This window comes from Novosphingobium sp. PP1Y (assembly GCF_000253255.1).
Classification (GTDB): Bacteria; Pseudomonadota; Alphaproteobacteria; order Sphingomonadales; family Sphingomonadaceae; genus Novosphingobium.
On record NC_015580.1, the window covers coordinates 3,603,165 to 3,615,135 of the forward strand.

General features: G+C 66.5%; 12 protein-coding genes. 10 read left to right on the top strand and 2 right to left on the bottom strand.

Translation table 11 applies throughout. The annotated features are described in order from the left end of the window. Position 1: 1 nt before the first annotated feature. Positions 2-841, top strand: a complete 840-nt coding sequence (locus tag PP1Y_RS23000) for a flagellar motor protein MotB (RefSeq protein ID WP_013834327.1) — start codon at positions 2-4, stop codon at positions 839-841. A 251-nt stretch (positions 842-1,092) separates the two neighbouring features. On the opposite strand, the gene PP1Y_RS26065 is transcribed toward PP1Y_RS23000, so the two are convergent. Continuing rightward, complete coding sequence (locus tag PP1Y_RS26065) at positions 1,093-1,413, bottom strand: hypothetical protein (protein WP_158511873.1); 321 nt, start codon at positions 1,411-1,413, stop codon at positions 1,093-1,095. A gap of 363 nt (positions 1,414-1,776) precedes the next feature. Further along, on the bottom strand, positions 1,777-2,601 hold the full coding sequence (locus PP1Y_RS23010) for a flagellin (RefSeq protein WP_013834328.1): 825 nt from the start codon (positions 2,599-2,601) through the stop codon (positions 1,777-1,779). A 321-nt stretch (positions 2,602-2,922) separates the two neighbouring features. Here PP1Y_RS23010 and PP1Y_RS23015 point away from each other — a divergent pair, with 321 nt between their 5' ends. Genes PP1Y_RS23015 through fliL form a run of 9 tightly spaced genes read left to right on the top strand, consistent with a single transcriptional unit; the run spans position 2,923 to position 11,967 of the window. Beyond that, complete coding sequence (locus PP1Y_RS23015; RefSeq protein ID WP_013834329.1) at positions 2,923-4,161, top strand: sigma-54-dependent Fis family transcriptional regulator; 1,239 nt, start codon at positions 2,923-2,925, stop codon at positions 4,159-4,161. After that, complete coding sequence (gene fliE / locus PP1Y_RS23020) at positions 4,158-4,559, top strand: flagellar hook-basal body complex protein FliE (protein WP_007012313.1); 402 nt, start codon at positions 4,158-4,160, stop codon at positions 4,557-4,559. Before PP1Y_RS23015 ends, fliE begins: the two co-directional genes overlap by 4 nt. A gap of 6 nt (positions 4,560-4,565) precedes the next feature. After that, positions 4,566-6,338: a flagellar basal-body MS-ring/collar protein FliF gene (fliF, locus tag PP1Y_RS23025; protein ID WP_013834331.1), complete on the top strand. Its 1,773-nt coding sequence runs from the start codon at positions 4,566-4,568 to the stop codon at positions 6,336-6,338. Then, the gene (fliG, locus tag PP1Y_RS23030; RefSeq protein WP_013834332.1) at positions 6,335-7,342 is read left to right on the top strand and encodes a flagellar motor switch protein FliG; all 1,008 of its coding nucleotides are present in this window, start codon (positions 6,335-6,337) and stop codon (positions 7,340-7,342) included. Before fliF ends, fliG begins: the two co-directional genes overlap by 4 nt. A gap of 8 nt (positions 7,343-7,350) precedes the next feature. Then, positions 7,351-7,977: a FliH/SctL family protein gene (locus PP1Y_RS23035; RefSeq protein WP_041559124.1), complete on the top strand. Its 627-nt coding sequence runs from the start codon at positions 7,351-7,353 to the stop codon at positions 7,975-7,977. A gap of 7 nt (positions 7,978-7,984) precedes the next feature. Further along, a complete protein-coding gene (locus PP1Y_RS23040) occupies positions 7,985-9,307 on the top strand; it encodes a FliI/YscN family ATPase (protein ID WP_041559125.1) in 1,323 nt (440 codons plus the stop codon). A 40-nt stretch (positions 9,308-9,347) separates the two neighbouring features. After that, complete coding sequence (locus tag PP1Y_RS23045; RefSeq protein ID WP_013834334.1) at positions 9,348-9,773, top strand: hypothetical protein; 426 nt, start codon at positions 9,348-9,350, stop codon at positions 9,771-9,773. A gap of 35 nt (positions 9,774-9,808) precedes the next feature. Further along, complete coding sequence (locus PP1Y_RS23050; protein ID WP_148275057.1) at positions 9,809-11,356, top strand: hypothetical protein; 1,548 nt, start codon at positions 9,809-9,811, stop codon at positions 11,354-11,356. 26 nt (positions 11,357-11,382) lie between these two features. Further along, positions 11,383-11,967, top strand: coding sequence for a flagellar basal body-associated protein FliL (gene fliL / locus PP1Y_RS23055; protein ID WP_041559126.1), 585 nt, complete (start codon positions 11,383-11,385; stop codon positions 11,965-11,967). The last annotated feature ends 4 nt before the right edge of the window (positions 11,968-11,971 follow it).

Consider the following 11,971-nt stretch of genomic DNA (forward strand, 5'->3'; position numbering starts at 1 on the left):
CGTGGCCACCAAGCGAGGCAAGAACGAGCTGCCGCCGCCGATCATCGTGAAGAAGATCACGGTGGTGGAAGGCGGACACCACGGCGGTGCCTGGAAAGTTGCCTACGCCGACTTCGTGACCGCGATGATGGCCTTCTTCCTCCTGCTCTGGATCCTCGGCGCGACGACCGAGAAGCAGCGCAAGGGCATTGCCGACTACTTCACGCCGACCCTGGTCAAGACCAAGGAATCCTCGGCCGGGTCCAACAACGGCCTGCTGGGCGGTTCTTCGCTGACCGACGTCGACAATTATCCGCATGCCATGGGCCAGACCGGCACCCAGGCCATGACGATCCCGCGCGATGCGACCGGCGGCCCCAAGGAGGGCGGCACCAAGATCAAGCGCTCGGCCCGCGCCAAGCAATCTGTCGAGGAAAAGCTGCGTTCGACCGAAAGGCTGCGCAAGCTGGCCAAGCAGGTCCGCCTCGTCGACACCTCGATCGGTGTGCGCATCGACCTCGTCGACGATGCCGACTTCTCGATGTTCCGTCTCGGCACCACCGTGCTGACGCCCGATGCAGTCGAGCTGATCTCGGCGATTGCGGACGCGGTAGGAGCCGACGGCGGCCAGCTGACCCTGCGTGGCCACACCGACGCCCTGCCCTACAAGTCTGGCACTTACGGCAACAACTGGTCGCTCTCGGCCGGTCGCGCCGAAGCCACCCGCCAGGCGCTGATGCGTGACGGCATCGCCGAAGACCGCTTCAAGCGGATCGAAGGCGTTGCCGACAAGGAACTGCTGATTCCCGACAATCCGCAGGACCCGCGCAACCGCCGTATCTCGATCACTCTCCTGGACTGAGCTTCGGCTCGGTCCACGGCGGGACGCGAATCGGGCCGATCCCCCGATCTCCAATCATCTTCGGCCCGTGAGGTGAGGGTCCCCATGCCCTCACCTTCCGCGTTCCCGCCTTCCATTCGCCCCCATCGGTTCCACCCCTCTACAATAGAAAGAATGCGCAAGGGACGGACGTTCCCGGACGATCCGCCGCAAAAAGCCATCGAACCTCGCCGGGCCGCCAGTCTCCAAACTCCGTAGGCCCGGATCTCCAATCACCTGACGACAGCCCGTTCACGCCCACGCCGAGCGATTGCCGCACTCATGCGCGATCCCCCGGCCTGGACGTGAGCGGGCTTTTCTTTGAGCTGGGATCCGAGCTGGCCAAGCCGGGGCGGCATCGACCAGATCAGCCCACACAGGGCTGTGGCCGCGAAGTGATCGAGATCTGCCCCGCCCGCTCCATTCATCCTCAACCTGTCGCGGGCTGCGGGCCATGCGCCTCCGCGATCGGGCTTCGACAAGCTCTGCCTGAGCTGGAGGTAGAGTGAGCGGCAATGCAGGAGAGCGAAGACAGCGCCAACGTCACTGCTCATCCGAAGACTGTCGCAGGACGCGAACCGCGCGCCGCCGTGACCGGACTTCGACAAGCTCTGCCTGAGCGGAAGGCGGTGGGGCGAAAGGGCTGGAGAGCGAGGACAGCGCCACCCTCACCGTTCATCCTGAGCCTGTCGAAGGATGACGCCCCTGGCACGGCGCCTTCGCCGAGAGCGAATCACCGACCGATTCGCCGTTAACCCGTTCGCGATTCGCGCTCGGCTGCCACGCGTTGCCTTCGGTAACGGCACGAATCGCGTCGGCCCGCGCGAAGCGCAGGCACGGAGAAGGCCCCGACGGACTGGGGAGAACCGTCGGGGCCTTAGCCTGCCGAATGCAGGCTATTGGTTACTTTTCGCTACTTAGCGAAGCAGCGAGAGCACGTTCTGCTGGCTCTGGTTCGCCTGGGCGAGCATCGCGGTCGATGCCTGCGACAGGATCTGCGACTTGGCCATCGCGGTCGTTTCCGACGAGTAGTCAGCGTCTTCGATACGCGAACGGGCGTCCGAGAGGTTCGTGACGTTGGCAGTCATCGTGTTGACGGCCGAGTCGAGGCGGTTCTGCGAAGCACCCAGGTTGGCGCGAGCGGTCGAGACTTCGTCAAGAGCAGTGTCGAGGTCGTCGAGCTCGGTACCGGCCAGCGCGGTCACATCGACGGCAAGGGCTGCAGTCATGCCGGTTCCGGCGCTCACGTCGTCGAAGGTCAGGTCGATGGTGTCCGAAGCGTTGGCGCCGACCTGGATCTTGACGGTGCCGGCAGTACCGGCGGTGCCGTCGAACAGCTTGTTGCCGTTGAACTCAGTGTTGCCCAGAACGTCGGTGATCTGCGACTGAAGCTGCGAAACTTCGGTCTGCATGCGGGTGCGGTCGTCGGCCGAATAGGTGTCGTTCGAACCCTGAACGGTCAGTTCGCGAACGCGCTGCAGCATGTTGGTGACTTCCGAGAGCGCGCCTTCAGCGGTCTGCGCCATCGAGATGCCGTCGTTAGCGTTGCGGATGCCCTGGCTCATGCCCTTGATCTGCGAGGTCATCGAGGTCGCAATGGCGAGGCCTGCGGCGTCGTCCTTGGCGGAGTTGATGCGCTTGCCGGTCGACAGGCGTTCCATCGAGGTGCTGAGCATCTTGCTTGCCGAGTTCGAGGCGTTGGTAGCCCGAATCGCGCTGATGTTGGTATTGATAACAGACATTTAGGTAGCTCCCGTTGAATGTCCCGAGTTCCGGATCAGCTTCGCCGGCCCATCCGGCTCCGCTGCCAAGGTGAAGACCGGCAAGCTGGCGGCAAATTTAAGCCGCCCCGGCAAAAAAAGGTTACCCACCCCATCATAAACCCGCGGAATCCCGTCAAACTTCGCCGAATCCCGAGTGTAAAATTTTCCGAATTTTTAACTGAATCACCCGCATAAACGGCCGTGGAGATTGGTTAATACTACGGGGGACATCGAGACATGGGCGGGTTGAATTTCGACTCGAAATTCGCCCAGCGGCACGGACCGCTGGCAGATCGGGGAATGGCTATTGCCACTTCACTCCTCGATCTTGGTGCAATCGATTTGCGTGACGCTGCGGACGAGGCTCCTGGCCGTCCGCGCACGCGGTCGGTTCAACTTTCACGCGGCACTGCGCCCGCATTCGGTCGCAAGGGCGCATCGCAGATCGCGTTGACTTATGTCGATCCGGTCAGTGAAGCTTCGCTTGCCATGCTGCTCGCAGCCATGGCCGGCGCCGACGAGCCGATCGCGGCGGACCCGGAAAGCCTTTCGGTCTTCGCTCTCGCCGACCGTCTGGCCAACAGCGACATTCCGGTGCTGATCAACGGCCCGACCGGGACCGGCAAGGAAGTCCTGAGCCGCTTCATCCACGCCCGCAGCCCGCGCCGCGAAGGTCCGTTCATCGCCGTCAACTGCGCGGCGATGCCCGAGACGATGCTCGAGGCGATGCTCTTCGGCCACCAGAAGGGCGCATTCACCGGCGCTACCCAGGCGAGCGAAGGCTTCATCCGCGCGGCGGACGGCGGCACCCTGCTGCTGGACGAAATCGCCGAGATGCCGCTTCAGCTCCAGGCCAAGCTGCTGCGCGCGCTGCAGGAACAGGAAGTCGTTCCGATCGGCTCGACCAAGCCGATCAAGGTCGACGTGCGCATCATCGCCTGCGCCAACCGCGACCTGCCGACCGAAGTGGCCGAAGGCCGCTTCCGCGCCGACCTTTATTACCGCCTCAACGTGTTCCCGCTGACGCTGCGCCCGCTGCGCGAGCGCGCCGACGACATCGCCCCGCTCGCCTTCGCGATGGCGCTGCGTCACGCGCCGGACCCGGCCAAGGTGCCGTGCCCCAGCGAAGCGGCGATCGCGATGCTCAAGCTGCACTCCTGGCCCGGCAACGTGCGCGAGCTGGAGAACGTCATGCGCCGCGCGCTGCTCCTTGCCCACGGCAACGACGTGATCACGCCCGAGCACATCGTGTTCGACAGCCCGGCCCGCCTGATCGAATCGCCCGTCACGGCCACCGGCTTCGGCGTCACCGTAGCCCAGCCGCAGGTCGAAGAGGCGGAAACGCCGCGCAAGCTTTCCTCGATCGTGCAGATCTCGGAAGCCCGCGCCATCGTCGAGACGCTCGAGGCATGCGGCGGCAGCCGGGTGCGTGCGGCCCGCGAACTCGGCATCTCCGAACGGACCCTGCGCTATCGCCTCGCTTCGATGCGTGATGCCGGGATCGAGATCGGCAGAGCGGCCGCAGGAGGCCGTCGATGAGCGGCATCTCCGGCATCGGGGGCGGCGCTGGAGGAATTCAACAGATCATGGCCATGCGCCAACAGATCATCCAGCGCAACGAACTGCTCCAGCAAATTCATGCGCCGAAAGGCCCTGATCAGGCAGGCGGCGTGGCCGGTGTCGGCGGCGCAGCCCCGACCGAGGTCCAGGCCCCGGCCCAGGGTTTCGCCGATACGCTCAAGACGGCACTCGACAACGTCAATGCCGTCCAAGCCAAATCGGACACGATCACCGACGCCTACCAGCGCGGTGAAGTGACCGACGTCGCCAGTGTCATGCTTGCCCGGCAGGAAGCCGGAGTCGCATTCGAAGCGACCATGCAGGTTCGCAACAAGCTGTTGTCCGCTTACCAGGACATCATGCGGATGGGGGTATAATGTACCATGCCCGAGCTCGTTCCAGCCACGCCTGACGGCGTCCCGGCGGCCTCGCTGCCCGCCACGCAGTCGATGTTTGCTCCGCTCACCGATCCGGCAGGCGGCAGCATGCTCACGCGCCTTGGCACTTTCACGGCCCAGCCGGCGGTCCGCAAGGTCCTGCCGGTGTTCGTCGGCCTGTCAGCCATCGGCGGGGCCCTGCTCGCGTGGAGCGCGCTCGCGCCCTCACCGCAGCGCGTGCTGTACTCGCAGCTTGCCGACAGCGAACGCGCGAGCGTCGCCGCCGCGCTCGACCAGGCCTCGATCGACTACTCGATCGACAACAGCACCGGCGCCCTCTCGGTTTCCGAGGGCGACTTCTACAAGGCGCGCATGCTGGTCGCTTCCGACGGCGCGCTGGCGACACCGGAATCGGGCGTGCAGATGCTCGACAACATGCCGATGGGCGCCAGCCGCACGCTGGAAGGCGAACGCCTGCGCGCAGCGCGCGAGGCCGACCTGCAGCAGACCATCGCCCAGATCGACGGCGTGGAATCGGTCCGCGTGCATCTGGCACAGGGCGAGAAATCGGTCTTCGTGCGTGAAAACGTGCCGCCGACCGCTTCGGTCATGGTCCGTCTCGCGCGCGGCCGTTCGCTGACCGAGAGCCAGGTTTCGGCCATCCTCAATCTCGTCGCCGGCTCGGTGCCGGGCCTCTCGCCCGACGCCGTGCGCGTCGTCGACCAGCACGGCCAGCTCCTGTCGGAGACCGGCGGGGTCGACAGCGACCGCCTCGACCTGCAGGCCCGGATGGAATCCAAGCTGCGCGAACAGGTCTCGCAGCTGCTGCGCCCGATGCTTGGCGAAGGCAATTTCACCTCGGAAATCCAGGTCGACCTCGACATGGACGAAGTGACTTCCGCCCGCGAAAGCTACGACAAGGACGGTGTCGTACGCACAGAGACCGAGGCGCAGTCGCAATCGACCGCTGCCACTCCGGCCGTCGGCGTCCCGGGCGTCCTGTCCAATACACCGCCGCCGGTAACGCAGGCCCAGCCGGGCGCGCCGCAGGGCACCGCGCCGCAGCCGGGAGCGACTCCGCCGACCAACGGCGAGTCCCGCTCCTCGCGCACTTATGAACTGGGCCGCGAAGTCTCGGTCGCCAACACCACGCCGGGCGGCATAAAGCGCCTCTCGGTTGCGGTCGCGATCAGCGCCGATGCCATGAAGGGCGCCAAGGCCAAGGACATCCAGGAAATCGAGGCGCTCGTCAGCGCCGCGGTCGGCGCCAACCCGCAGCGCGGCGACCAGGTCAAGGTCATCGCGCGCAGCTTCGAGCCGATCGGGGATGCCGCCGCCCTGCCGTTCTACGAAATGCCGTGGTTCCCGATGGTCGTACGCTACGGTTCGGCCGTCCTTGCCGTCCTGATGGTGCTGCTGCTGGGCGTGCGCCCGATGGTCAAGGCCGTGCGCGGCGACAAGCCCAAGCCTGCCAAGAAGGCCAGGAAAGGCAAGAAAGGCGCTGCCGACGACGAAGACGAACTGGATGAGGAAGGCGAAACCGTCCTCGACGAGAACGGCCAGCCGGTCCTGCAGCGCAGCGCCGTGCGCGGCGCCCTGCCCGCCGGCGGCGCCGAAGACGTCGACATCGAGATCACCCGTTCTGACCTGCTCGCCAGGCAGCTCAACCTTGCCCAGAAGCTGGTGGCCGAACGGCCCGACAGCGCCGTTGCCGCCTTGCGCCAGATGCTCAACGAACCGCTCGATCAGCAGGCCGAGAAGAAGGAATTCGCGCAGTGAGCGAAGTCGTACCCCTGTTCCCGGCGGACAACGCCGCGGTCATGGTCATGCTGCTCGACAACGACAATGCCTCGCGCATCCTGTCCGAACTCGAGCCCGATGAACTGCGCCGCCTGGGCGAGAAGATGTGCGCCCTGGGCGAGATCAGCCCGGACGTCATTGCCGAGGCGATCGCCGGCTTCGTCGAGAAGACCGAAAAGCTCGGCCTCGTCGCGCATGACCGCGTCGACAAGGTCCGCTCGATGATGAGCAACGCCATCGGCGAAGTGAAGACCGAGAGCGTGATGCGCCAGATCATGCCGGACGAGCCCAAGACCTCGCCGCTCGAACTGGCCCGCTGGCTCACTTCCGAAGCGCTGGTGCCGCTGGTCAAGGGCGAGCATCCGCAGGCGATTGCCGTCCTGCTGGTGCAGCTCGACCCGGTCGTCGCCGCCGAAGTGCTGCACGCCCTGCCGACCGAAGAACAGTCGCAGATCGTCCACCGCATCGCCACGCTCGGCCCGGTTTCGCCGCAGGCCATCGCGATGCTGGAAGAACTGCTGACCCGCCGCATCACCGAGAACCATGGCCATCGCCCGCTGGCAATGGGCGGTCCGAAGGAAGCGGCCGACATCATCAACGGCGCCGGCAAGGTGATCGAGAAGCGGGTGATGAGCGAGATCGGCAAGATCGACAAGGCGCTCGCCAAGGAGATCGAGAACGAGATGTTCAAGTTCGAGCATCTCTTCGTGCTCGACCCGCAGTCGATGGGCACGCTGCTGCGCGACATCGGCAACGACACCCTTATCGACGCGCTCAAGGGCATCAGCGAGGAAGAACGCGACTACTTCTTCCGCGCCATGTCGAGCCGCGCCGCCGATGGCGTCAAGGACGAGATCGCCGCTCGCGGTCGCACCAAGCTGGCCGACGTCGTCGCCGCACAGAAGGAGGTCGTCCTCGTCGCCCGCAAGCTCGCAGCCGAAGGTTCGATCATCTTCGGCTCGGGCGATGACGAATACGTCTGAGCAGCGCGATGTCCGATCTCGGCTTCAAGATACCCACGCAAGGCATGAGCCTGTTCGAGGCCATGGCCCAGCCGCAGGGCTTTCGCGCCGACGCGCGTTTCGGCGCGCTGCCCGCGCCCGAGCCCGAACCGGCGCCGCCGCCTCCAGCCCAGGAACCGGCTGCGCCCGATCCGGTAGAGCAGGCCTTCACCCAGGGCTTCACCGCAGGTTACGAGCAGGCGCTGCAGGAGGCGCAGGCCCAGGCCCAGGCCGAAGCGGCCGCACGCGAAGGACTTGAGCTTTCGCTGACGCGCCTCAACGCGGTACTCGAAGAGGAACTGCGCAACCGCCTGCGCGAAACCGTGGCCGCCTTGTGCGAAAGCGCGATCGCTCCGCTGGCGATCGACGAGGACGCCCTAGTGCGCCGGATCAATGCCGCGGTGGGCATGCTCTCGCGCGCCGACGACGAGCGCGTGATCAAGCTGCACCCCGAAGACGTGAAGCTGGTTTCGCCGCGCCTTGCCGCTGAATGGCAGGTTGAGGAAGAAGCCGGCCTCGAACGCGGCACGATCCGCATCGAGACGGCCAGCGGCGGGGTCGAGGATGGCCCGGCAACCTGGCGCATCGCCATCGCCGAAGCCTTGCAACAGTGCTGAGCCGCGCGTGCTGAAGCTCTGGGACCCTATCCTGACCGACCTGGCCGCCGAGCCGGTCGACCTGACGCCGCGTCGCTTCGGCCTCGTCACCGCCTGCGACGGCGGCCTGCTGGAAGTTAGCGGCCTGTCGGTACCGGTAGGCGCGATGTGCCGCGTCGGCCATGGCCGGGGCAAGACGCTCTCCGCCGAAGTCATCGGCTTTCGCAACGGCAAGACGATGATGATGTTGCTGGGCGACACGATCATGCTGCGCCCCGGCGCGCGCGTATGCCCCGAAGGCCGCCCCGGCATGCTGCCGGTGGGCGACGCCTTTCTCGGCCGTGCCGTCGATGGCGAAGGCCTGCCGATCGACGGCGGCCTGCCGATCCATACCCGCACCGAATGGCCCGCGGGCGGCGTGCGCACTTCGGCGCTCGATCGCAGCCCGGTGCGCGAATGCTTCGACACCGGTGTGCGCTCACTCAACGCGCTCACCACTTTCGGCATCGGCCAGCGCATCGGCGTCATGGCCGGATCGGGCGTCGGCAAATCCGTGCTGATCGACATGATCGCGCGCGGCGCAACCGCGGACGTGATCATCGTCGGCCTGATCGGCGAGCGCGCCCGCGAGGTTTCCGATTTCGTCGAGCGGCACATGAACGCCGAGAAAAAGGACAAGACCGTGGTCGTCGCCGTACCGGCCGACCACGCGCCGAACCTGCGCCTGCGTGGCGCTATGCTCGCCACTTCGATGGCCGAGTACTTCCGCTCGCGGGGCAAGCGCGTCCTGCTCATTCTCGACAGCCTGACCCGCGTGGCCCACGCCGCGCGCGAAATCGGCCTGCTGCTCGGCGAGCCCGGCGCAGCGCGCGGCTATCCGCCATCCGCTCTCGCCACGATTACCAAGCTCGTCGAACGCGCCGGCAACTCGGCCGCCAGCATGGGCTCGATCACCGGGCTCTACACGGTGCTGGCAGACGGCGACAACCAGGACGACCCGGTGGTCGACACCGCGCGCTCGATCCTCGACGGTCACATCGTGCTCTCGCGCGATCTCGCCCAGCGCGGGCAATATCCGGCGGTCGACATCGCCGCCTCGCTCAGCCGCGTGATGAACGACATCGTCTCGCCAGAGCACCAGCAACTGGCCCGCCAGTTCCGCGCGCTTATCGCCAGCTACGAGGCCAACCGCGACCTCGTGCTGATGGGCGCCTACCGTGCCGGAGCCGACCCGCAGCTCGACAAGGCGATCGCGATGCACGAGTTGCTGACCGCCTTCCTGTGCCAGCAGGCCGGTGAAGTGATCGACCTGCCCGACAGCGGCGCCCAGCTTGCCGCGCTGCTGGGATGAGTTCGCAGGTTCCTCCTGTCCCTTGCCGTGAGGCAATGCCGTGAAGGAAGAGCGCAAGCGGCTTGCGCGCCTCAAGCGGCTCGAGAAGATCCGCGCCATCGCCAAGCAGACCGCCGCCCTGGAATCGGCGCAGGCGGAAAGCACGCTCACGCAATTGCGCGCGCTGTCCGACCGCACCCGGCAGATGGCGAGCGACTATGCCAGCCGCCGCGAAATGACCGATGGCGGCTCGCTCCACCAGGTCGGCCGGTTCGTCAGCGGGCTGCAGGCCCTGACCAAGACCACCGACGGCGACGCGATGCGCGCGCAGTCGATCGCCGATGCCAAGCAGCGCCTCCTCGCCGAGGCGGAACGGCGCCGCGCCGCCATCGAGGAACGCGCGCTGCTGCAGGAACGCATGATCGCCAAGGCCGGGCAAACGCCGGCCCTCGGCAGCAGAAAGGGATCTGGCACGGATCTTGAATAGTACCTTGCATGGTTAACCATGAGGTCCATCAAGGCATGATCCAGCTCTCGGCCCCGTCGATTTCCGCGAATGCTGCCCCGGCCGCCGGCACAGTGCCGACGACTGCAGCAAACGGCACGGAAACCGCCGACTTCGCCGCGCTTCTCGGCGCTGCGGGGACCCCGGGCGAGACCGCCACGGGCGAAGCCAAGCCCGCCGCTGCCGCATTGACGGCGGCGCTGGCAGTGCAAGCGACCGGCAATGGCGGCAAGGACGGCAAGGCAACCGGCAACGAAAGCGGCAAGGATTTGCCGGTTGCCGCAAATGCCGCTGCCGCCGCTGTAGCCGCTGGCGCAACCGTTGCCGCACCGACCCTCATCAAGGATGCCAAGCCCACCGCCGAAACCGCAGAAGCGGGCGAAGGCAAGGGCGAGGCGAAGACCACCGATGCTCCCGACGAAGAAGCGACTTCTGACCAGGCAGACGTGCCCATCGCGGCTGCCAATCCCGTCATACCGCTTGTCGTCCCACCGCTGCCCGGTACCGACGATCGCGTCGAATTCCGGGCAGCGGTTCCCGATACCGCTTCCGCTGGCCGCTCTGCCGCTTCGCCGAGCGCGCTTGTGCAGGGCACCGCAACACCGGCCAGAAACGCTGGTACCAAGGTCCTGCCCGATGCAGCCGCGCCAGTCGCCAAAATCGCCACGGCGGCCCCGGTTGCCGCTCAGGCCGCCGCCCAGTCCGTGGCGCCCACACAGGTTCTGCAGGTTAAGCTGGCCCCCATCGTCACCACCGATGCGGCCGAAGCCGGCAAGGGCGCCCAGGCCCAGGCCCCGGCCGACCTCAATCCGGTAGCCGCAATCATGGCCCGCATCGACACAGCCAAGGCCGCAGCGAACAATGCGACCGCTACTGCCGACCCCAAGGCGAACACCGCGAGCGAGGTCATTGCCGACGCCGGCAAGAAGGACATCGACACGGCCCAATCCGCCAGCCAGCCAGCAACGCGCTCGGCAGTGCAGCCCGCCGCCATGCACTTCGCAAGCGCGCAGCCGACCGCCTCGACCGCACCGGTCATTGCGACTGGCCCGGCAGCAGCGCCGACAGCAGTCGAGCAGCCGCACGATTTCACCACGCTGGTCGACCGCCTTTCCGAAGCGCGCGAAGCTGCATCGCCGCAGGTCGTGCGCACTGCGATCAACCATGCCGAGTTCGGCCAGGTCTCGATGCAGTTCCGCCAGGACGACGCGAAGATGAGCGTGACGCTCGCCAATGCCGATCCCGGCTTCACGTCGGCAGTCCACTCGGCAGTCGCCGCGACGCTCGCCGGCAATGCCGCGGGCAATGGCGACCAGCAGCGCAGCGACAGCCAGCAGGCCCAGCAGCAACAGCAGCACCAGGCATCGACCCAGCAGCAGTCCGCCGCATCGAGCAACGGACAGGGCCAGGGTCAAGGGCAGCAACAGGCCGCCCAGGCCCGCGCCGAGCAAGGCGAACGCAACTTTCACCGCGCGCAGTCCGCCTCGGCCGGCGCGCAGCAGGGCGAGCGCAAGCCGTCCGACGGGGCCGCCAGCGGCCCTCGGCGTAGCGGCATCTACGCCTGACATCCGACTATTCAGGGGACTTTGAGATGAGCAAATCCGGCAAGGAAGAAAAGCCAGCCAAGAGCAAGGGCAAGCTCGGCCTGATCCTGGGCGCGGTGGGCCTTCTGGCCGTGGGCGGCGGCGGCATGTTCGGCCTGGTGCAGGCCGGCGTGATCGGCGGCGGCCATCACGAAGCCAAGCAGGACAACAATCCCAAGCTGATCCGCAAGGGCGAAGTCGACCCTTACGCGCCGGTCAGCGACAAGAAGGAGGAAGGCGGCGCCGCGGAAGTCGATGGCGAAGGCGGCGACGAATATCGCACCGCCTACTACACCTTCTCCGAGGAATTCACCTCGAACCTCAAGAACTCCGACGCGATGGTGCAGATGGCACTGGCCTGCTCCACCCGCCGCGACGGCCGCGTGCTGATGTGGCTGAAGAAGCATGAACTGGCGATCCGCTCCCAGCTTCTCACCATCATCGCCGATACACCCGAAGAGAACGTCTACACGATGGCCGGCAAGGAACAGCTGCAGAAGCGCATGACCGCCGCGATCAACAAGGTCCTCACCCAGAAGGAAGGCTTCGGCGGCGTCGACGCCGTCTACTTCCGCAGCTTCATCGTCCAGTGATCCG